This is a genomic window from Leisingera sp. SS27 (assembly GCF_028368855.1).
Classification (GTDB): Bacteria; Pseudomonadota; Alphaproteobacteria; order Rhodobacterales; family Rhodobacteraceae; genus Leisingera.
Genome location: NZ_JAQNCY010000002.1, coordinates 1 through 21,231, shown reverse-complemented (window position 1 = coordinate 21,231; position 21,231 = coordinate 1). Strand labels below are relative to the sequence as shown.

The window sequence follows — 21,231 nt, the reverse complement described above, 5'->3', positions numbered from 1 at the left end:
AACGGGTGTTGTGGCGATTAAATGGCGGCCGGACGGCCCGCCGGTCAGATGGGTGCTGTCTTGGGGGTGCACAAGCGGTGCACAGGGGGTGTACGGATGTCACCCCCCATTTCCGGGCTCAGGCAAAGGGATCGTCCGGATATCCCACCCGCGCCAGATAGAGGCCATGCCCCGGGCAGACCGGCCCGCAGGCCGCCCGGTCGCAGGCCTCCAGCGCGGACTTCACATCCTCCGGTTCCCAGGCCCCGGCGCCCACACGTTCCAGGGTGCCGACAAAGCTGCGCACCTGATTATGCAGAAAGCTGCGGGCGCGCACATGGAAATGGATTTCCGGCCCGGAAAAGCCCTGCACCCGCTCCACCCGCAGCTCATCCAGCGTCTTGACCGGGCTCGCCGCCTGGCAGATCGAAGAGCGGAAGGTGGTGAAATCATGGTTTCCAATCAGATGGTTGGCGGCATCCTGCATGGCGTCTGCATCCAGATCATGGCTGATCTGCCAGACCTGGCCCGCGTCATGGGTGGCTGGTGCGCGGCGGATCAGGATGCGGAACAGATACTGCCGCTCCAGGGCTGAAAACCGCGCGTGCCAGTCCCCCTCCACCCGGGCGCAGTCCACGATGGCGACCGGATCGGGCTTCAGATGGTAATTCAGCGCTTCCGACAGGCGGAACGGGTCCCACTCCTTGGCCATGTCGCAATGGGCAACCTGTCCCAGCCCGTGCACGCCGGTATCTGTGCGCCCGGCCGCAGCGATGGTGTGCTCCCCAGGCTCCAGCCGCGCCAGCGCAGCCTCGATCGCCCCCTGCACCGACGGCAGGTCCTTCTGCCTTTGCCAGCCGGCAAAAGGCTTCCCGTGATATTCGACTTTCAAAGCAAAACGCGGCATGGCCGGGCAAGTAGCAACAGCGCCGGGCCGGGGCAAGCCCCGTGTGCGCTCTGGTATCCGGGCGGGATGCTGCCTATCTTGTCAGCAGCAAGAACAGAGCAGGATCAGGGCCTTGGTGATAACCTCCCTTGCAGACGGGGTGATGAGCGGGGTGGAGAGCGCCGCCAGCGGCCTTTCCGCGGCGCTGTTCGACCGGCCGGTCCGGCTGGGGGTCACCGGGCTGGCGCGTTCCGGCAAGACGGTATTCATCACCTCGCTGGTCGCCAACCTGATGGACCGGGGCCGGATGCTGCAGCTCGGCGCCGCGCGCGAGGGCCGGATCGAGGCCGCCTTCCTGCAGCCCCAGCCCGACGACACCGTGCCGCGGTTCGACTATGAAAACCACCTCGCGGCGCTGACCGGGCCGTCACCTCATTGGCCGGACAGCACAAGGGCGGTTTCCGAGCTGCGTCTCAGCCTGAAGGTGCGGCCCGCCGGCCTCCTGGCAGGCCTGCAGGGGCCGCGCACACTGCATTTGGATATTGTCGACTATCCCGGCGAATGGCTGCTGGATCTGGCTTTGCTGGACAAGACCTACGCCGAGTGGTCTGCAGATGTGCTGTCCCGCATTGCCAGCCGTCCGCAGGCGGACCGCTTCCTGGCAGAACAATCCAAGGCTGTCCCCGCAAGGACGCATGACGAGTTGCAGGCGCAGGCGCTTGCCGCCGCCTTCACTGAATACTTGGCCGCCGCCCGCGCGGCTGGCTTCTACGACTGCACCCCTGGCCGTTTCCTGCTGCCGGGCGATCTGGAAGGCTCGCCAGTGCTGACCTTCGCCCCGCTGCCACCAGAGGCCAGCGCCCCGCGCGGCAGCCTCTGGCGCGAGATGGAGCGCCGCTACGAGGCCTATAAATCCAAGGTCGTCAAACCCTTCTTCCGCGACCACTTCGCCCGTATCGACCGGCAGGTGGTGCTTGTGGATGCGCTCTCGGCGATCCATTCCGGGCCGCAGGCGGTGGAGGATCTGCGCCATGCGATGACGGATATCCTCAGCGCCTTCAAACCGGGCCGCAACCATTTCCTGACCCGGCTTCTGGGCGGCAAGCGGGTGGAGAAAATCCTGTTTGCCGCCACCAAGGCCGACCACTTGCACCATGCCCAGCATCCCAAGATGACCGCGATCATCGAGGCCCTGACCCGTGAGGCGCAGGACCGCGCCCGCTTTGCCGGGGCGGATACTGCGGCGCTGGCGATGGCCTCCCTGCGCACCACAACGGAAGAAATGCGCCTGCACAACGGTGCTGAGCTGCCCTGCGTGCGCGGCAGCTTGCTGGAGAGCGGCAAACAAGCGGCCTTCTACCCCGGCGCATTGCCGCAGGACCCGGCCCAGCTGCTGACCCCGGCGCGGCAAGGCGCCGAACGCTGGCTGGAGGGCGACTACCAAGCGATGGCCTTTGCGCCCGCGCCGCTCACCCTGAAACACGGCAGCGGGCCGCCGCATATCCGCCTGGACCGCGCCGCAGACTTCCTGATCGGAGATGCCCTGTGACCCTCTCCCTGCGCCCAGCCACGCCTTTGGATGCCGGAACAGTTGGTGAAATTCTCTACCGGTTTCAGCAGGATACCGCCTGGATGCCCAAGCTTTACTCCTCTGCCGAGGTTATCTTTTTCTGCGGTGTCATGATCGACCGCGGCTGGGTCACGGTGGCAGAGCGGGACGGAGCAATCCTCGGGTTTCTCGCCCGCAAGGAGGAGGAGGTCTGCTCTCTCTACCTTGCTCCCGGCGCCTGCGGGCAGGGCGCCGGCAAGATGCTGCTGGATGCCGCCAAGGCTGCATCCCCGCGGCTCTCCTTGCGCACCTTCACGGCCAACGGCCGTGCGCAGCGGTTCTACCAGCGCGAAGGGTTCACTGAGACCGGACGGGGCGATGGCCTGAACAACGAGGAAGGCTTGCCCGATATCGCTTATGAATGGCGCACCGCCCCGGAGGCCGCGGCATGAGCAACAAGCCGGTCCTGTTTGATCTGGAGGAAGATGGCGCCGCGCCGCCCGTGGCCGAGGCGCCGCCGGTGCCCGATCCCGCTCCGTTGGCAGTCCCGCCAACGGCCATGGAGCAGGCCGCCCGCATCGCGGCGCGCCACCCCTCGCGGCTGGCCCGCTGGTTCTGGGCACTGCTGGTTGCCCTCATTGGCGCCATGGCCTCCGTTGCGGCCTGGGATTTTGCCGCAGGCCTGGTCGCGCGGGTGCCGGTGCTGGGCTGGGCCGTTACCGCTGGTCTGGGGCTGCTCCTGCTGCTGGCGCTGGCGATGGCCTTGCGCGAACTGGCCGCGCTCTCCCGGCTGCGCCGGGTCGATGCCTTGCGCCATCAGGCAACGGAGGTCGTGGATCTGACCGACGCCCGCGCCTTCACCACCCGGCTGGAGGCTTACTACAACGGGCGCGAGGATCTCAGCTGGCATCAGGCAAGGCTGGCAGAGCGGCAGGCGGAGGTGATGGACGGCGACGCGCTGCTGCTGCTGGCAGAGGAAGAACTGCTGGTGCCGCTGGACGCCATTGCCTTGCGCGAGGTGGAGGCGGCGGCCCGCCAGGTCGCCACGGTGACCGCGCTGGTGCCGATGGCGCTGGCGGATATCCTGACCGCGCTGGTTTCTTCGCTGCGCATGATCCGGCGTGTGGCCGGGATTTATGGCGGCCGGCCGGGTTTCTTCAGCTCCTGGAGGCTGACCCGCGCGGTGCTGGCGCATCTGGCCGCCACCGGCGCAGTGGCCGCAGGCGATGACCTGTTGGAGCCGGTGCTGGGCGGGTCGGTGCTGTCCAAGCTCTCCCGCCGTTTCGGCGAGGGGCTGGTCAACGGTGCCCTGTCCGCCCGCGTTGGCATCGCCGCGATGGAGGTTTGCCGCCCGATGCCGTTCTCCGCGCAGCACAAACCCAGCACCCGCAAGGTGGTGCAACGGGCGTTGACGGGTTTGTTTTCAAAAGAAAAATAGACGCCGTCAGAACAGTTTCGGGGGCTGGTCCTTGGGCTGGCGCATGGCCACCACGCCGGTGCGGAAACCTTCGCCGATACGGTCCGCCAGGGCGCCCCATTGCAGCGCGGTGCGTTCCGGCAGCTCCGCCCGCAGCACCTGATGGAACAGGCCCAGCCACAGCGGGAAATGCTCTGCCTTCACGTCGGGGCGGCTTACGTGCACCCGCATCGGATTGCCGCTGTAGCTGCGCTCGCGCAGGATCGCATTGCGCCAGAAGCCCGCGATATTTTCCTCATGTCCCGGCCAGTCGGTGACATGGGCGGCAAAGACCGGCCCCAGCACGTCGTCCGCACGCACCTGCATGTAAAACACGGCAACCACGCGGGAAATCTCCTCGGCGGTGATCTCGAACCGCGCCAGCGGGTTCTGTGTTCCGGTGTCGGTCATTGTCTGCTCCGGCCTGATTTGGCCTGTTGATAAGTGGAAGCCAGGCTGAGCGGAAGGGCAAAGGCGCATCTGCCGCAATCTGAGCTTGCGGCAGCGCTGGCGCCTGCGGCTGCTGCCGTTATGGTGAGCGGGAGATTTGGCAAAAAAGGCATTCATTGATGGCGGAGAGCGCAAAGAGGGTGCTGGTTCTGGGCGCCTACGGGTTTATCGGGGCCGAGGTCGTGCGTGCCTTGCGGGTTGCTGGAATGCATGTGACCGGCCTGGGCCGCAGCGCTGCGCAGGCAGCGCGGGTGCTGCCTGGGGTTTCCTTTGTGCAGGGTGACTTGCTGCGGCTGTTGCGGCCTGAGGATTGGGCGCCGCTGCTGCAGGATGCGGACGCCGTGGTCAATTGCGCGGGGGTTCTGCAGGATATGGCACCGGGCGAGCTGGAGATGGTGCACCACACGGCCATCGCAGCCTTGGGGGCAGCCTGTGCAGAGCAGGGTATCGCCGTGGTGCAGATTTCAGCGGCCGGGGCAGGGCCGGATGCCGGGACAGAGTTCATGCGCAGCAAGGGGCGGGGGGATGCAGCCTTGCGGGCCGCTGGCGCACCGCTGTGTATCCTGAAGCCGGGGCTGGTGATCGGGCAAAATGCCTATGGCGGAACAGGACTGCTGCGGATGCTGGCGGCGGTGCCGCTGGTGCAGCCGGTGGCGCTGGCAGACGCGCCGGTTCAATGCATCGGTATGGCCGATCTTGCCGCGGCGGTTGCTGCGGCGCTGCAGGAAGATCTGCCGCAGGGCACCTATGACCTGGTGGAGGACAATCCGCAGACGCTGGCGGAGGTGCTGGCAGAGACCCGGGCGTGGCTGGGGTTTGCTCCGGCGCGCTGGCTGCTGCGTCTGCCGGGCTGGCTGCTGCCGCCGGTGGCGCAATGTGCCGACGCTTTGGGAAGGCTGGGCTGGCGGTCGCCGCTGCGCACCACCGCAATGGCCGAAATCCAGAGCGGCGTGTGCGGCGATCCCGCACCGTACCGGGCCGCCATAGGGCAGGGGATTGCACCGCTCAAGGCCATCTATCAGCCGCTGCCTTCGGGGCGTGCCCAGCGGCTGGACGCGCGGCTGGCACTGCTGATGCCGGTCGCCGTCGCGGTGCTATGCCAGTTCTGGCTGGCCTCCGGTTTGATCGGTCTTTGGCAGCTGGAGGAGGCTGCAACGGTGCTTACGGACTCAGGCTGGGGCAGCCTGCCGGCGAAGACCAGCGTTGCCTTCTGGTCGCTGGACGACATCGCCCTGGGACTGGCCATCCTGTGGCGGCCCTGGGCGGCGCGCGCTTGTTTGGGGATGGCAGCGGTCTCGCTGATCTACCTGGCTGCAGCCACCGCTGTCACACCGCACATGTGGGCGGATCCGCTGGGACCGCTGGTCAAGGTGCTGCCGGGCCTGCTGCTGGCGCTGATCACCCATCAGCTGCTGCAGGAGCGCTGAGATGGATGCAGACCTGATCCTGCGGTGGCTGCATGTGATTGGCGCCTGCGTGCTGCTGGGAACCGGCGCGGGCATCGCCTTCTTTATGATGATGGCGCACCGGACACGGGACGCGGCGCTGATTGCCCATACTGCAAGCGTGGTGGTGGTGGCCGATCTCCTGTTCACCGCCACAGCCGTGATTGCGCAGCCAATCACCGGCGGGCTGCTGGCCTGGCGGCTGGGCTGGCCGCTAAGCGCCGGCTGGCTGGCGCTGTCGCTGGGGCTTTATGTGCTGACCGGGCTGTTCTGGCTGCCGGTGGTCTGGATCCAGCTGCGGCTGCGCAATCTGGCGCGGGCGGCGGCAGAGACGGGAGAGGCACTGCCCGCCCGTTACCACTGCCTGTTTGCGATCTGGTTTGCCTGCGGCATCCCGGCCTTCGCTGCGGTTCTGGCAATCCTCTGGCTGATGCTGGCACGCCCGGATCTTGGCGTCTGGCTGGTACGGTGACGCAGGATGGGCGATACCGCCCACTGTCTTCCCCTCCCAAGGCGGCACATCTGCCGCTTTACCCTGCTGCACGCCCGTCCTATAAGGCGCTTCATGTCCCTATTCGCGGCCATCATTATTCGAATTATATCCCCGGCGCTCTGAAACCATTGAGCCGCCGGGCAAAGGCGCTTGAGCCATCGCGCCGAACCGAATATCCCAATTTCCGACCTTGATCATCCAAAGGACGCCCCCGATGTGCGCCGACACACCCCAGACGCCTGACTACAAAGACACCCTGAACCTGCCGAAAACCGAATTCCCGATGCGCGCAGGCCTGCCCAAGCGCGAACCTGCCTGGCTGGAACGCTGGGCCGAGATCGGCGTCTACGACAAGCTCCGCGAGAAGGCTGCCGCAGCCAAGGGCGGCGATGCGGAGCGCAAGCCCTTCACTCTGCACGATGGCCCGCCCTACGCCAACGGCCACCTGCACATCGGCCACGCGCTGAACAAGACCATCAAGGACATGATCGTCCGCTCCCATCAGATGATGGGCTTTGACAGCCGTTACGTGCCGGGCTGGGACTGCCACGGCCTGCCGATCGAATGGAAGATCGAGGAGCAGTACCGCAAGAAGGGCAAGAACAAGGACGCCGTCCCGGTTGTCGAATTCCGCCAGGAATGCCGCGCCTTTGCCGACAGCTGGGTCGATATCCAGCGCGAGGAGTTCAAGCGCCTGGGCATCACCGGCAACTGGGATGACCCGTATCTGACTATGAACTACCACGCCGAGGCTGTGATTGCCGATGAGTTCATGACCTTCCTGATGAACGGCACGCTCTATCAGGGCTCCAAGCCCGTGATGTGGTCGCCGGTCGAAAAGACTGCGCTCGCCGAGGCCGAGGTCGAGTATCACGACAAGGAAAGCTTCACCATCTGGGTAAAGTTCAAGGTCGCTGAACCTGGTGATCACAAGCTGGCCGGCGCGCAGGTGGTGATCTGGACCACTACTCCCTGGACCATCCCGTCGAACAAGGCGGTGGTCTATGGCGCGGAGATTGCCTATGGCCTTTATGAGGTCACCGGCACCCCGGATGAATGCTGGGCCGCCGTGGGTGACAAATACATCCTGGCGGACAATCTGGCGGCTGAGCTTTTCAAGCGCGCACGTCTGAGCGAGGACCAGTATACCCGGGTTGCCGATGTGCCGGTCGCCGATCTGGAAGGTGTGGGCCTGACCCACCCGCTGCACGGTACCGAAGGCTCCAACGGTGAATGGGACGATATCCGCGACTTCCGCGCGGCGCCCTTTGTGACCGACACCGAAGGCACCGGCTTTGTCCACTGCGCGCCGTCGCATGGTATGGAGGAATTCGAGCTCTACCGCGACCTTGGCATGCTGGAGCAGATGATCACTTATAACGTGATGGACGACGGCGGTTTCCGCGCCGATCTGCCCTTCTTCGGCGGCACCTACATCCTGAACCGCAAGGGCGGCGAGGGCGATGCCAACAAGAAGATCATCGACAAGCTGGTTGAGGTTGGCGGCCTCTTGGCGCGCGGCAAGATCAAGCACAGCTACCCGCATTCCTGGCGCTCCAAGGCGCCGATCATCTACCGCAACACGCCGCAGTGGTTTGCCTCTGTCGACCGCAAGATGGACGACGGCATGGATGAGATGGGCGATACCATCCGTGAACGTGCCCTGCGCTCGATCGACGAACTGGTGAAATGGTGGCCGCAAACCGGCCGCAACCGCCTGCATTCGATGATCGAAAGCCGTCCCGACTGGGTGCTGAGCCGCCAGCGCGCCTGGGGCGTGCCGCTCACCTGCTTCACCAAGAAAGGTGCGTTGCCGACCGATGCGGACTTCCTCTTGCGCAATGAAGAGGTGAACAAGCGCATCGTGGCCGAGTTCGACGCGCACGGCGCCGACGTCTGGTACGAGGATGGTTTCAAAGCGCGGGTGCTGGGTAACTCCGTGGACCCGGATGACTACGACCAGGTGTTCGACGTGCTGGACGTGTGGTTCGACAGCGGCTCGACCCATGCCTTTGTGCTGCGCGACCGCGAGGACGGCACCGAGGACGGCATCGCTGATGTCTACATGGAAGGCACCGATCAGCACCGCGGCTGGTTCCACTCCTCGCTGCTGCAGGCCTGCGGCACCAAAGGCCGCGCACCCTACCGCAACGTGGTGACCCACGGCTTCACGCTGGACGAGAAGGGCATGAAGATGTCCAAGTCGCTCGGCAACACCATCGTGCCGGAGGAGGTCGTCAAGCAGTACGGCGCCGACATCCTGCGCCTGTGGGTGGCCCAGACCGATTACACCGCCGACCAGCGGATCGGGCCGGAAATCCTGAAAGGCACCGCCGACAGTTACCGCCGCCTGCGCAACACCATGCGCTTCATGCTGGGCAGCTTGGGTGATTTCAGCGAGGATCAGCGGGTTGACCCGGCAAATATGCCGGAGCTGGAACAGTGGGTGCTGCACCGCCTGGCCGAGCTCGACCACAAGGTCCGCACCGGCTATCAGACTTTTGATTTCCAGGGCGTGTTCTCGGCAGTGTTCAACTTTGCCACCGTGGACCTGTCGGCCTTCTACTTCGACATCCGCAAGGATGCGCTCTACTGCGACGGCGACACGCTGAACGCCCGTGCAGCCCGCACCGTGCTGGACATCCTGTTCCACCGCCTGACCACCTGGCTGGCGCCGATCCTGGTTTTCACCATGGAAGAGGTCTGGCTGGAGAAATACCCGGGCGAGGGCAGCTCCGTGCATTTGCAGGACATCCCGGTGACACCCGCCGACTGGCTGAATGAGCCGCTGGCCGCCAAGTGGTCCAAGATCCGCCAGGCCCGCCGGGTGGTGACTGCGGCGCTGGAGGTTCAGCGGACCGACAAGGTAATCGGTGCCTCGCTGGAGGCCGCGCCGGTTGTGCATGTGCGTGACGGTGAAGCGCTGGAGGCGCTGAAGTCGGTGAACTTCGCAGATGTCTGCATCACCTCGGACATCGCGCTGACCAACGATCCGGCCCCGGCGGAAGCCTTCCGGATGCCGGAAGTCGACGGCGTGTCGGTGGTGTTTGAAAAGGCCGACGGCGGCAAATGCCAGCGCTGCTGGAAGATCCTGCCGGATGTCGGCAGCCACGGGCATGAGGGCGTCTGCGGCCGCTGCGACAGCGCGCTGGGATAATCCGCATCTCACCCTTGAATTGCATGCAACGCCCGACCACAGCGCCGGGCGTTGTCTTTTTTACGTTCTTTCTGCGTCATTTTGCACACGCTATCCGAGAAATGCCTTGTGTTCCCTGGCCACTGCCTCCCCTAGATGTTGACCGGTTTTCCACAATTGGTTAAGAATTCGTTAATTCCATGTAGATTTTTACGTCATTTCAAAAGATGGCATGGGGCAGGGGGCAATTTTCAATGCTGAAGCTGAAAGCGGATGCGCAGAAGGCGGCTGAGTCAGGCAAAGCGCACGGCGCGGCAATCCGGATTGACGGGGTGTCAGCGCCAAAGAATATCAAAATCGGTTTGGTCGCCACAAGCACGGGTCCGGTCAAGGCAAAGCCTGCGGCTGGCGGAACGGCAAAAGACGCCAAGCCGGCCAGTCCGGTCAGCACTGCGGCACCGGCACGGGCCCCGGCGAAGCCGGAACCGGCCATGGAACCACAGCAGTTTGCTTCCTTGCGGGAAGAGGGCGCGTCTGCGCTGCCGAAGCTCGGCCTCGCCGCTGCAGGGCTGGCAGTGGCTGCAGCAATGCTGCTCTACTTCCAGTTCGGCGGCAGTGCGCCAGCAGCGGATCAGCCGGCGGCGTCTCTGCAGCCAGTGCAGGCCGCGGCAGAGCTGCCCGCAGGGGCCGCAGCGGCAGCGGGCCTCGAAGGCTCTGCGGCCAGCGGCGAGGATGCGCTGGTCGCCCGCATCACCGAAGGCACACTGGCCGCCTTGCGCAGCAAGCAGGCACAGCCCGCCGCGGCGGTCCCGGAGGCGCCCGCTGCGGCCGCCGAGGGTTCGGCGCTTTACAAGATGGTGGCGACCGCCGCCGCGCAGGGACAGTCCGCAGCCTATATCGACCAGCTGGTGAACGGCGCCTACGAGCGTCAGGAGATCACCGTTCCGGCCAGTCTGATCGGCGCTGACGGGCGGGTGGACACCGCAACGCTGCTGGCACTGTTCGTCGGCAACTAAGACCCATCGGCTGCGGCGCCAGAATGGCGCCGCCGCGCGGGCTGCAGCACGCCCGCGGACCTCAATCAGCAACAAAACAACAAGCGCCGCCCGCCAATTCAGCGGATCAGGCGCTGCACATTTCCGGGGGGAACCATGAAAACCTTCTTTGCCGCCGCCGCCGTCGGGCTGTCCGGCCTGTTTGCCACCGCCGCCGCTGCAGAAACCTGCGGCGGTATCTATACCGTGCAGTCCGGTGACAGCCTGTCGGTGATTGCCGACAAGCTCTACAAGGATGCGGGCAAGTGGAGCGCCATCCACAACCGCAACATCGACCAGATCGGCCCCAAGCCGGGCGCGATCCGGGTCGGCATGAAGCTCTCGCTGGCCTGCCTTGAGGGGCTGCCGCTGGGCCTGCCTGGCGGCAAGGACATCTCCGCCGCCGCCCCTGCATCCGCAGTGCCGGTCAAGGTCGCGCCGGGCAACGCGGCGGTGCGCCAGAAAATCAACCTTCTGACCGGCGACGATTATGCGCCCTTTACCTCCAAGGCGTCGCACAACGGCGGCCTGATCACCGAGGTGGTGAATGCAGCAATGACACAGGCTGCTCCGGCGGAGGGCTACGCGATCCACTGGGTCAACGACTGGTCCTCGCATTTTGACCCGCTGCTCTCCAACGCGCTGCTGGATCTGGGCTTTCCCTGGTACAAGCCGGATTGCGAGACGATGCCGGACAGCTACCGCTGCCAGAACTTCCACTTCTCCGAGCCGATGTTCGAAACCCTGATGCTGTTGTTTGCGCACAAGGACCGGCCGTTTGCGTTCACCAGCGACAGCGACATCGAAGGCAAGACCCTGTGCCGCCCCGCTGGTTACCTGACCTTCGATCTGGATGAGCGCGGCCGCAACTGGATTGCGGAGAAGAAGATCACCCTGAAGCAGCCGCACAAGGTGAAGGACTGTTTCGACATGGTCGCCGCTGGTGAGGCGGACGCGGTGGCGATCAATGAATTCACCGGCCGCAGCGTAATGAAGGAGGCGGGCATCGCCGATCAATTCACCGTGCTGCCGCAGCCGCTGTCGGTGCTGGGTATCTACGTGGTGGTGCACAAGACCCATCCGCGGGCGGATGAAATGCTTTCGATGATCAACAAGGGCCTGCGCTCGATCCAGGAGGACGGCAGCTACCAGACCATCGTCGAAGACCACATGGCCCGGATCTGGGCCGGGTTCTGAGGGAGGATGCCTGTATGAGACGGTTTTTCTCACACCTCCTACAACTGGCCGCCCTGTTCACCATGGCGCCGGCGGCAGCCTGGGCGATTTGCGACGTGGACTATGTGGCGCAGCCCGGCGACTCGCTGTTTACAATTGCGGAGGCCCACTATGGCGACCGCAACCGCTGGACCATGGTCTACTACGCCAACCAGAAGCTGCTTGCCGGGGCGACCGTGCTGCCGGGGCGCAAGCTGTTCATCCCCTGCATCACCGGCGCCACCGCGCCGGATGCCACGCCGCTGCGCCAGGAAAAGGCAGAGCTGACGCTGCTCACGGGCAGCGGCTATGGCCCCTTCACCGACCGCAGCTTGCCCGGGCAGGGGATGGTGACGGAGCTGATCAACGCTGCGCTGGAACTGGCCCCCGCGCCGGTCAGCTACTCCGTCAGCTGGGAGGACGACTGGTCCAAACACCTGTTCCCGATGCTGGACAAGAAAGAGTTCGACATGGGATTTCCCTGGCTCAAGCCTGATTGCGCGGCTGAACCGGGCAACGAGCGCTGTGTCAATTTCCACTTCTCCGAGCCGGTCATGACAATGCCGATCATGCTGTTTGTGCGGGCCGGTGGCGGGTTTGAATACACCGCAGACACTGATGTCGAAGGCAAGACCCTGTGCCGCCCGGCGGGGTATTTCACCCATGACCTGAACCGCCCCGGCCGGCGCTGGCTGGCAGAGGAAAAGATCTCACTGATCCAGCCCGAAACCCCGGCGGATTGTTTTCGCATGGTGGCTGAGGGCCAGGTTGATGCCGCGGCGGTAAACCTGTTCCTTGGTGCCAATACGATCGTTGCCGAAGATCTGCGGGACACCGTGGTGCCTTTGGAAAAACCGTTGTCGGAAGAAGGCCTGCATGTGGTGATTTCCAAGCGGCACTGGCGCGGCACCACCCATCTTTACCGGATCAACGCAGGCCTGCAGAAACTGCGGGAAAGCGGCCGGTTCGAGGAGATCATGTCGCGCCACCTGGAACTTTTCTGGGCGCAGCTGCAGTAAGGTAGCGGCAGAGCGGGGTCAGGCTGTCAGAGACCTGGCCTCCTTGTAGCCGTGAAAGGCAGCCTTGACCTCTCCCGGGGTGGCCCGGTCTGCGGGCCAGGCGCGCTGCATAAGCAGGTGCTCTGCCAGCACAGCATTTTCGTGAAACAGCTCTTCGGCGCAGCCCGGCGGCTCATGCCCGGAAGTATCCCAGATGAGATCGCCGCTCTCCGGATGCAGGGCGTCCTGTGCGTGCTCTTCCTGGCCGCGCGGCGTATTGTCGGCGGATTCGCTTTTGTCCGGATCGTCAGAGCGGACAACGGGCCGGGCGGTCAGGAAACCGCGGTTCGGCTTGATAGGATCTATACGTCCCGAAACTGGTATAAACATAACAGAGGGTCCTTCGCAGAGGCATTGAACCGATCTTAAAACGGTTTTAACACAACAGGCTTAACAGCCGGTTAACGGCTACCGAGAGCGGAAGCCGGTGCAGCGCAGTCAGCCGGGCGCCGCCGCTCAGGAAATGATTTTCTGAACCTTGGCATAGTTCGCTTCCGCGGCCATGTGGCTGACCGGCTTGGGGCCGGCCTGGCAGCCATTCATCAGATCCTGAAAATAGGCATCCATGTCGAAGCCTTTCCCGGGGCGCGGCTCCAGCGCCTCTTTTCTGGCGGCATCGCGTGCCGGGCCGATGTAGCCGGTGGCCAGGATGTCCGCGGAACTGTCAGCCGCCGGAGCGTTGCGCCCGCCCGTCTGGGGCGCGGCATAATTCAGTGAGGCATCCGCATTGGCGCCATCCGCAGTTGCAGCAGGCAGCACCAGCTGGCGGAATGCCTTAAGCTGCTTCATGCCGTTGTAAAGACCGGCGGTGCTGGAAGTTGCTGTAATCATCGGACTGACCTTTAGTTCCTCTCTTGAATTTCACTTTAGTAGAATTTGAGGCAATCTGGTGGGAAAGCTTTAGCACTGGTTAACGAGGCGTTAATGCTCTGCTGCCGCCGTCGCGTCTGCGCTTGCACTCCAGGCGGCAGCGCCTGACAATGCAGCCGCCGGCAGGCCGGAGGAGAAAGATGATTTCAGCAAGCCTTGAGACCCCTGTTGGACCGCTCAGCGTGTCCGAGCGGGACGGCGCCATCGTGCGGCTGGACTGGACGGCTGAGGCCAGCAGGCAGACAGCGCTGCTGACCCGGGCGCTGGAGCAGCTGCAAGCCTATTTTGCGGGGGAGCTGACGGCATTCGACCTGCCGCTGCATGTGGAGGGGTCGGACTTTCAGCGTGCGGTCTGCGATGCGATGCTGGCGATCCCCTTTGGCGAAACCCGCACCTACGGCGACATTGCCCGGGAGCTGGGCGCCCCGCCGCAGCCGGTGGGCAATGCCTGCGGCGGCAACCCGATCCCGGTGATCATCCCGTGCCACCGGGTGCTCGGTGCTTCCGGGCTGGGCGGGTTTTCCGGCAAGGGCGGGGTGGAGACCAAAGTGGCGCTGCTGAAACACGAAGGGGCCGCCAGCCTGCTGATCTGAAACGCCAGGCCGGATCCGGCGGCCAGCGTTTTCAGGACCGCGGAAATCAAGGATGCCGCAAAAGCAAAGCCGCCCGCGGCTGTCAGGCTGCGGAAGACGTGCGGCGTTTTTCCGGAACGATTTGCTGGGCGATACCAACAAACAGCAGGTAGACCGATGTCACCACCAGCCCCCAATGGGCCCAGCTGGCCGGGTGGAAGTCGACCCAGGCGGCCCAGCCGGCAAAAAAGGTCCAGGCCAGCGCCATTGGCAGTGAAACCTTGCGCCAGCGCTCTGTGCGCACGGGGTGGATGAATTTCAGCGGCAGGAACATCGCTGCCGACAGCAGGGTAACCAGCACGAGACTTGTCCAGTGGCTGGGCTCCAGCGCAAAGATCACCAGCACCGGCATGTTCCAGACGCCGGGATAGCCGGAGAAGGAATTGTCCTTGGTCTTCATCCTGGTGTCGGCATAGTACATCGCACTGCCAAAGGTAATCACGATGATTGCGAACCAGCCGGTCCAACCCGACATCAGCCCGGACTGGAACAGGGCAAAGGCAGGGATGAAGACATAGGTCAGGTAGTCGATGATCAGGTCTAGCAGCACCCCGTCGAACTCCGGCGAATAGCGCTTGACGTGGTAGTGCCGCGCCAGCGGCCCGTCGATGCCATCGACGGCAAAGGCCACCACCAGCCACAGGAACATCAGGCTCCACTTGCCTTCGGCCGCGGCCAGCATGGCCAGCATGGCAAAGACCGCACCGGTGGCAGTCAGCAGATGAACGGAGAGGGCGCGGATCTGAGGTGTCATCCGACCGTGATGACGAATTTGCCCCTGAGCCGCAACCGTTCAGTGCAAATTTGGGCGGAAATCCGTGCCTGCAGGTAGCAGAATACGGGCCATGCGGCGGCCATGGGGGGCCGGGTCGGTGATCGCGGGAGAGGAGGAGGGGGAGTGAGCGGGCCGGTCACGCTCCCAAGGCTGAACGCCGGGCGGCGGGGCAGGAGCGGCAGGGGCACCATCGGAGAACAAAACGGCAAAGCCGGCACTGGTCATGGCAGAATCCTTTCTGGATCGGTTTCTGCCATCTGGCCTGCGCCGGCTTAACAGAGGCTTGCTGCCAGCTGCGAATAATAGCGCGCATTTTATTTAACCGGGCCGCTTGCCGGTCACCCGCAGCAGCTGCCTCCAGCCTGCATCGGCGGGCAGGGTATGGTCCCGTAGGAGCAGAAAACACAGCAATCGCCGGGCTTTGGCCGCAACAGGGTCTTGCAGGCGGGGCACTCGTGGAACCATTGGCAGGCGTCCTGCGGCATCTTCTCAGCCGCTTTATGCCCGCAGGCAGGGCAAGTCAGGATGCTGGTCAGTTCCACCGGCGCGGAATGTTCATCGGGCATGGGCAGACCCTCCTGCTGACAGCAAAGGCCGGCACGGCAGGCGCGGTCAAGTCACGCTTTCGGGTGGGCATTGTTATAGACTTCCAGCAGATGGGTGGTGTCCACCGCCGTATAGGCCTGAGTGGTCGAGAGCGACGCGTGGCCCAAGAGCTCCTGAATGGCGCGCAGGTCGCCGCCTGCCTCCAGCAGATGGGTGGCAAAGCTGTGGCGCAGCGCGTGCGGGGTGGCGGTGGCCGGCAGGCCCAGCTGGGCACGGGTGCTGGCCATCACCCCCTGGATCTGGCGCGGGTTCAGCGCACCGCCGCGCACGCCGCGAAACAGGGGGGCGTCCGCCTCTTGCGGATGCGGGCAGAGGGACAGGTAGCGCTCTACCGCATCGCGGGCGGCAGGCAGCACCGGCACCACCCGCTCCTTCCGGCCCTTGCCCAGGATCCGCAAGACCGGCGGCAGCGGCGCGTCTGCGCCGGTCAGCCCCAGCGCCTCGGAAATCCGCAGCCCGCAGCCGTACAGCAGCGTCACCACCGCGACGTCCCTGGCCGCGACCCAGTCCTGCTGCGACTGCAGCTCAACGGTTTCGAGAACGGCCTTGGCGGCCTCCGGGGCCAGCGGGCGCGGCAGCTTCTTCTGGAACTTGGGCGAGCGGGCCAGCAGCACCGCGGCCGGCTCAAACCCTTCGCGTTCCGCCAGCCAGCGGTAGAAATTCTTGACCGCCGACAGCTTGCGGGCCAGCGACCGCGCGCCGGTGCCGCCGTTGCGTTCGGATGCCATCCAAGCCCGCATGTCAGATGTGGTGATCCGTGCCAGTGCGCCCAGCCCCTGCGGCCCGCCGCTGTGCTGTGTCATGAAGGCCAGAAAGGCAGTGACATCGCCGCGGTAGGCGGTGAGAGTGTTGTCCGAAGCATCTTCCAGCCCGTTTAAGCGCTCCAGCCACAGCTGCAGCGCATCCCGGCAGGCGGGAGAGATCAGCGTCATGACAGCCAGCAGCGCATCGAGCGTTCAAACACTCCGCCGAAGAAGGTCAGGAGGTCTGTTCCCTGCATCGGCGAGAACTGATGCGGGTCTTCCGATCCCATTACCAGCATACCGGGCAGGCGGCCCTCGCCCAGATCCAGCATCAGGCAGGCCTCGGAGCGGATCCATTCTGCCTTCTGGCCATAGACGCGCGGGCTGCCGCCCTGGGTCTGGCGCAGGGTCACGGGGCGTTCGCTGCCGGGCTGCCCGGCATAGCTTTCGGTGAAGCCGGGGCCAGCGAGCTTCAGCGCGCCGGACTTGCGCTCCACTTCGGCGCCGCCGGGCTGGGCGGTTTCCAGCACCAGTGCCAGCGCATTAACGCGCAGGATGTCCGGCATGTCCTGCTCCAGGCAGGCCAGGAAGGCGGTGAAATCGCGCGGCTCCAGCAGCCGCAGCACGGCGCGGTGAATGAGGTTGGTGCCGGCCAGGTTGTCATAAGCCGCGGCAATCACCGAGCGGTGGGTATCCTCCAGCCGGTCCAGCCGTGCCGCCATCCGCTCCATCGCGATGCCGCGCAGGTCAACGACGTTGGAGCCCATCGCCCGCTCATTGGCGGCAACCAGGGCATTCATCAGGTGCTGGTCCTCCAGCACCGCGTCGGGTTTGGCGAGAATCGCCTCGCGCAACTGGTCTTCCAGGCTGACTGTATTGCTTGAACTGCTCATGCGTGAACTCTTGCGGCTCCGGACCTCTGACGGGTTTGCTGACGTGTATAACACGGGAATTTGGCAATGCTGCCGAAAAATGCGGGGGGGGTGGAATTTGCTGTAAAGGGGAAGGCTCCCGCCCGTCGCCGGTGCATTTTCATGCCCCGCTCCCGTTGGGCGTGGCGCCGGGCCCAAGGCCCGGCGCCGGCGGTGTGAAACGCCGCCTCAGCGCGCCGTGAGGCGCGCTGCCAGGCCCAAGTTGCGATGCCCCCCGGCGGCAGCCGGGGTGCAGAGAGGCGCGGGAGGCCCCTGCCAAAAAGAAACCTGCCGCAACAAAAAAGGGCGCCCGGTTCCGGGCGCCCTTCGTGAGTGAGTCTTGCGCCGCCGGATCAGAGGATCTTGATCTCTGCCGCCTTGATGTCGGCCAGGAAGGCATCCAGGCCGTTGTCGGTCAGCGGGTGGTTCACCATCGCCTTGATCACGGCGGGCGGCGCGGTGATCACGTCGGCACCGATGCGGGCCGAGTCCAGCACATGGTTCACAGACCGGATCGAGGCGGCCAGGATCTGGGTCTCAAACCCGTAGTTGTCATAGATGGTGCGGATGTCCTCGATCAGCTCCATGCCGTCCAGGTTGATGTCATCCAGACGCCCGATGAACGGAGATATGAAGGTCGCGCCCGCCTTGGCGGCCAGCAGCGCCTGGTTGGCGGAGAAGCACAGAGTCACATTCACCATGTGGCCGTCGTCGCTCAGGGTTTTGCAGGCCTTCAGGCCGTCCCAGGTCAACGGCACCTTCACGGCGATGTTCTCGGCGATCTCCACCAGCTTGCGGCCTTCGGCGATCATGGTTTCCGCATCTGTGGCGGTCACTTCCGCCGACACTGGGCCGTCGACCAGATCGCAGATCTCCTTGGTGACCTCGATGATGTCGCGGCCGGATTTCTTGATCAGCGACGGGTTGGTGGTGACACCGTCCACCATGCCCAGATCGTTCAGCTCGGCAATGGCGTCGATCTCGGCAGTATCTACGAAGAATTTCATGGGGCAGTCCTTTGGATGGGTTGGCCTCGGTCGCTTCTGCCTTTACCTCATGGGATTACGGGCGGCAACATAGGCAGCAGCATGAGCGGGCAGGAGTTCTTTCAGGCAGGCGAACGGGTTGGGGTTCTGACCACGCAACCCCTTGACCGTCTTCTGGATTACCGCGCGCCGGAAGGCGGCTGTTTCCTCGGCGCCTATGTCGAGGTGCCGCTGGGCCCGCGCAAGGTGCTGGGCGTGGTCTGGGGACCGGGTGCGGGTGATTTCGATTCGGCCAAGCTGCGCTCAGTGATCCGGGTTCTGGACGTGGCACCGATGCGGGCCGAGATGCGTCAATTCCTCGGCAAGGCTGCCGATTACACCCTGACACCCATGCCCGCGATGCTGCGGCTGGCGACCCGTGCGCCGGGGCTTTCAGATCCGCCATCGATGCGCAAGATCCTGCGCCGTGGCGACGGTGTGCCGGACCGGATGACAGATGCCCGCACCCGCGTGCTGGAGGTGCTGGAGGAGTTCGGCGGCCTCGCCTTCACGCCAAAGGAACTTGCCGATATGGCCGATGTCACGCCGTCGGTGGTGAAGGGGCTGGTGAAACAGGGCGCCCTGCGCGAGGAGGAAGCCCCCCGCGACACCCCTTATCCGCATCTGGACCCGGAACTGCCCTCCAAGCAGCTGACCGAGGACCAGGCCAAGGCTGCCGCCGCGCTGGCCGAAGGTGTCCACAGCGGGCGATATGGCACTACGCTGCTGAAAGGCGTCACCGGCTCCGGCAAGACCGAGGTCTATCTGGAGGCCGTCGCTGCCGCCCTGCGCGCCGGGCGGCAGGCGCTGGTGCTCTTGCCGGAGATCGCGCTGACGGCGGAGTTCCTCACCCGCGTTGAGGCCCGGTTCGGGGCCAAGCCCGCCGAGTGGCACTCCGGCGCGACCATGACCGAACGCCGCCGGGTCTGGAAGATGGTCGGGCAGGGCGCGGCGCAACTGGTAATCGGTGCGCGGTCCTCGCTGTTCCTGCCGTTCCGCGATCTCGGCCTGATCATCGTCGATGAGGAACACGACACCTCCTACAAGCAGGAGGACGGGGTTCTATACAACGCCCGCGACATGGCGGTGCTGCGCGCGGCGATGTGCTCGGCGCAGGTGGTGCTTGCCTCGGCCACGCCCTCGCTTGAAACCTGGGCCAACGCCGAGGCCGGCAAATACAACCGGCTGAACCTCACCTCCCGCTTCGGTGCTTCGGTGCTGCCGGACATGCGCGCTGTGGATATGCGGTCCGAAGATCTGCTGCCCTCCACCTGGATCTCGCCGACCCTGAAACAGGCAATGAAACTCAGGATGGAACGCGGCGAGCAGTCGCTCCTGTTCCTGAACAGGCGCGGCTTTGCCCCGGTCACCATCTGCCGCGCCTGCGGCGCGCAGGTTGCCTGCGACCATTGCGATGCGCGGATGGTGGAGCACCGCTTCATGAAACGGCTGATGTGCCACCAGTGCGGCGAGACCAAACCGGTGCCGGAGGCCTGCCCCTCCTGCGAGGTGGAGGGCAAGATGGCCCCCGTCGGACCCGGAATCGAGCGGCTGGCAGAGGAAGCCACCGCCCTGTTCCCGGAGGCACGCATCGCGGTTCTCAGCTCCGACCTGTTCGGCTCTGCCCGCGCCCTGAAGCAGCGGATTGAGGAGATTGCCGCGGGCGAGGCGGACATCATCCTTGGCACCCAGCTGGTCGCCAAGGGCCACAACTTCCCGTTGCTGACGCTGGTTGGGGTGATTGACGCTGACCTTGGCCTGCAAGGCTCCGACCTGCGTGCGGCAGAGCGGACTTTCCAGCTGATGCGCCAGGTGGCGGGGCGGGCAGGCCGCGCTGAGCGCCCGGGCGAAGCCTTGATGCAGACCTTCCAGCCGGAGCACCCGGTGATCCGCGCGATCCTGTCAGGCGATGAGGAAAGCTTCTGGAAAGCCGAAGCTGCCGAACGCCAGGCGGCAGGGGTGCCGCCTTATGGCCGGATGGCCGGGATCATCCTGTCCGGACCCGATCTGGCAGCGGTTTTTGATCTGGGCAACGCCATGGCCCGCAATGACGGCCCGCTGCGCCAGATCGGCGCCCAGCTGTTCGGTCCGGCGCCTGCGCCCATTGCCCGGGTCCGCGGCCGCCACCGGGTGCGGCTGCTGGTCAAGGCGCCGAAAGGCGTGCCGCTGCAGGAGGCGCTTGCTCGCTGGACCGCACCGCTGCGCCTCAGGGGCGACTTGCGCCTCAGCATCGACATCGACCCGCAGAGCTTTTTCTGAGACCGGGCAGAGGGCTTTGCACCCTCGACCCCTTTGGTGCGCAACCCCAAGATTATGTGCTTGTCCTTGCAGTTGAATTGTCCTGAGTAAGATTGGGGGCGGTCTAGGTTCCGGGTGGTCATCCGGTGAACTGGCGGCGCGCGGCCCCTAGGAAGACCTGAAGCTTGTGACATTGCAGTTGTGAAATATCTCCCCACCCGCCGCGCCATATGTCCTGCGATCCGAACGGCAGAAGGACCTTCGCGGCCGCACATGATCATGGATCAGGATATCAACGTGAGCATTGCAACTTTATCCGCGCATGAGCGCATCATTGAATACGAAGTTTCCAAGGCCAGCCTGAGGGTGAATTTGATGCAGAAAGACCAGCAGGTGGTCATCGACAACGCCCCGGTTGCGATCAGAAAGCTCTTTCGTCAAATGGATGGTCTGGAACCAGCATTTGCCGTCTGCTAAGCCTCCGGCGGCTAGGAGCGGCTGGCCTGCTGTACTGACGCGAATGGGCCTGTAAATCGCGCGCAAGGCCCCTGAGCGCGCAATTTCTCGCGTTCCCTGGCCCTCGTTTCAAAGGCATTTTCCATCGGCGTGAGCTACTCCCCGAAAATCGGACACTGACGTAAGCTACAATTTGCTGTCTGTTGATCTTCGACGCAGAGGAGATCAGAGATGTCGAAACGGAAGAACCATTCGCCTGAGTTCAAGGCCAAGG

The 21,231-nt window shown here is 64.8% G+C and carries 21 protein-coding genes; 12 read left to right on the top strand and 9 right to left on the bottom strand.

Annotated elements, in window-relative coordinates; genetic code table 11:
- Positions 1-118: 118 nt before the first annotated feature.
- Positions 119-886 carry a tRNA pseudouridine(38-40) synthase TruA gene (gene truA, locus N6L27_RS05965; protein WP_271906309.1) on the bottom strand — a complete coding sequence of 256 codons (768 nt, stop codon included), beginning with the start codon at positions 884-886 and terminating at the stop codon, positions 119-121.
- 112 nt (positions 887-998) lie between these two features.
- Between truA and N6L27_RS05960 the strand changes: the two genes are divergently transcribed.
- From N6L27_RS05960 to N6L27_RS05950, 3 genes are read left to right on the top strand one after another with little or no spacing between them, the layout of a single operon-like run.
- Positions 999-2,414 (top strand): YcjX family protein, encoded by a 1,416-nt coding sequence (locus N6L27_RS05960; RefSeq protein ID WP_271906307.1) that lies wholly within the window; start codon positions 999-1,001, stop codon positions 2,412-2,414.
- Positions 2,411-2,866 (top strand): GNAT family N-acetyltransferase, encoded by a 456-nt coding sequence (locus N6L27_RS05955; RefSeq protein ID WP_039183520.1) that lies wholly within the window; start codon positions 2,411-2,413, stop codon positions 2,864-2,866. The genes N6L27_RS05960 and N6L27_RS05955 overlap by 4 nt, the downstream gene beginning before the upstream one ends.
- A complete protein-coding gene (locus tag N6L27_RS05950) occupies positions 2,863-3,852 on the top strand; it encodes a YcjF family protein (protein ID WP_271906304.1) in 990 nt (329 codons plus the stop codon). The genes N6L27_RS05955 and N6L27_RS05950 overlap by 4 nt, the downstream gene beginning before the upstream one ends.
- 6 nt (positions 3,853-3,858) lie before the next feature.
- Here the strand turns inward: N6L27_RS05950 and N6L27_RS05945 are convergent, their stop codons facing one another.
- Complete coding sequence (locus N6L27_RS05945; RefSeq protein WP_271906303.1) at positions 3,859-4,281, bottom strand: group III truncated hemoglobin; 423 nt, start codon at positions 4,279-4,281, stop codon at positions 3,859-3,861.
- Positions 4,282-4,439: 158 nt separating this feature from the next.
- Between N6L27_RS05945 and N6L27_RS05940 the strand changes: the two genes are divergently transcribed.
- The 6 genes from N6L27_RS05940 (at position 4,440) to N6L27_RS05915 (ending at position 12,662) form a co-directional block, all read left to right on the top strand.
- Positions 4,440-5,747, top strand: coding sequence for an SDR family oxidoreductase (locus tag N6L27_RS05940; protein WP_271906301.1), 1,308 nt, complete (start codon positions 4,440-4,442; stop codon positions 5,745-5,747).
- 1 nt (position 5,748) lies between these two features.
- Positions 5,749-6,237: a DUF2269 family protein gene (locus N6L27_RS05935; protein ID WP_271906299.1), complete on the top strand. Its 489-nt coding sequence runs from the start codon at positions 5,749-5,751 to the stop codon at positions 6,235-6,237.
- A 235-nt stretch (positions 6,238-6,472) separates the two neighbouring features.
- On the top strand, positions 6,473-9,415 hold the full coding sequence (gene ileS, locus N6L27_RS05930; RefSeq protein ID WP_271906297.1) for an isoleucine--tRNA ligase: 2,943 nt from the start codon (positions 6,473-6,475) through the stop codon (positions 9,413-9,415).
- Positions 9,416-9,885: 470 nt separating this feature from the next.
- Positions 9,886-10,410, top strand: a complete 525-nt coding sequence (locus N6L27_RS05925) for a hypothetical protein (protein WP_271906296.1) — start codon at positions 9,886-9,888, stop codon at positions 10,408-10,410.
- Between the two features lie 135 nt (positions 10,411-10,545).
- On the top strand, positions 10,546-11,625 hold the full coding sequence (locus N6L27_RS05920; protein ID WP_271906294.1) for a transporter substrate-binding domain-containing protein: 1,080 nt from the start codon (positions 10,546-10,548) through the stop codon (positions 11,623-11,625).
- A gap of 14 nt (positions 11,626-11,639) precedes the next feature.
- Positions 11,640-12,662, top strand: coding sequence for a transporter substrate-binding domain-containing protein (locus N6L27_RS05915; protein WP_271906292.1), 1,023 nt, complete (start codon positions 11,640-11,642; stop codon positions 12,660-12,662).
- An 18-nt stretch (positions 12,663-12,680) separates the two neighbouring features.
- Here the strand turns inward: N6L27_RS05915 and N6L27_RS05910 are convergent, their stop codons facing one another.
- Together N6L27_RS05910 and N6L27_RS05905 are read right to left on the bottom strand one after the other, a co-directional pair.
- A complete protein-coding gene (locus N6L27_RS05910; RefSeq protein WP_271906290.1) occupies positions 12,681-13,031 on the bottom strand; it encodes a hypothetical protein in 351 nt (116 codons plus the stop codon).
- A 126-nt stretch (positions 13,032-13,157) separates the two neighbouring features.
- Entirely contained in the window at positions 13,158-13,532 is a 375-nt protein-coding gene (locus N6L27_RS05905) for a hypothetical protein (protein ID WP_271906288.1), read from the bottom strand.
- A 179-nt stretch (positions 13,533-13,711) separates the two neighbouring features.
- On the opposite strand from N6L27_RS05905, the gene N6L27_RS05900 reads away from it, so the two are divergent.
- The gene (locus N6L27_RS05900; protein ID WP_271906287.1) at positions 13,712-14,164 is read left to right on the top strand and encodes a methylated-DNA--[protein]-cysteine S-methyltransferase; all 453 of its coding nucleotides are present in this window, start codon (positions 13,712-13,714) and stop codon (positions 14,162-14,164) included.
- Between the two features lie 82 nt (positions 14,165-14,246).
- Here N6L27_RS05900 and N6L27_RS05895 read toward each other — a convergent pair whose 3' ends face one another.
- The 5 genes from N6L27_RS05895 to fsa all read right to left on the bottom strand — a co-directional run bounded on the left by N6L27_RS05895 (position 14,247) and on the right by fsa (position 18,245).
- A complete protein-coding gene (locus N6L27_RS05895; protein ID WP_271906285.1) occupies positions 14,247-14,957 on the bottom strand; it encodes a CDP-alcohol phosphatidyltransferase family protein in 711 nt (236 codons plus the stop codon).
- Positions 14,958-15,316: 359 nt separating this feature from the next.
- Positions 15,317-15,544, bottom strand: coding sequence for a GDCCVxC domain-containing (seleno)protein (locus tag N6L27_RS05890; RefSeq protein ID WP_271906283.1), 228 nt, complete (start codon positions 15,542-15,544; stop codon positions 15,317-15,319).
- Positions 15,545-15,595: 51 nt separating this feature from the next.
- Positions 15,596-16,516: a tyrosine recombinase XerC gene (locus tag N6L27_RS05885; RefSeq protein ID WP_271906281.1), complete on the bottom strand. Its 921-nt coding sequence runs from the start codon at positions 16,514-16,516 to the stop codon at positions 15,596-15,598.
- The gene (locus N6L27_RS05880; RefSeq protein ID WP_271906279.1) at positions 16,513-17,220 is read right to left on the bottom strand and encodes a DUF484 family protein; all 708 of its coding nucleotides are present in this window, start codon (positions 17,218-17,220) and stop codon (positions 16,513-16,515) included. The genes N6L27_RS05885 and N6L27_RS05880 overlap by 4 nt, the downstream gene beginning before the upstream one ends.
- 371 nt (positions 17,221-17,591) lie before the next feature.
- Positions 17,592-18,245 carry a fructose-6-phosphate aldolase gene (fsa, locus tag N6L27_RS05875; RefSeq protein ID WP_271906277.1) on the bottom strand — a complete coding sequence of 218 codons (654 nt, stop codon included), beginning with the start codon at positions 18,243-18,245 and terminating at the stop codon, positions 17,592-17,594.
- Between the two features lie 81 nt (positions 18,246-18,326).
- Between fsa and N6L27_RS05870 the strand changes: the two genes are divergently transcribed.
- A complete protein-coding gene (locus N6L27_RS05870) occupies positions 18,327-20,522 on the top strand; it encodes a primosomal protein N' (protein ID WP_271906275.1) in 2,196 nt (731 codons plus the stop codon).
- 258 nt (positions 20,523-20,780) lie between these two features.
- Positions 20,781-20,978 carry a hypothetical protein gene (locus tag N6L27_RS05865; protein ID WP_271906273.1) on the top strand — a complete coding sequence of 66 codons (198 nt, stop codon included), beginning with the start codon at positions 20,781-20,783 and terminating at the stop codon, positions 20,976-20,978.
- Positions 20,979-21,231 lie beyond the last annotated feature (253 nt).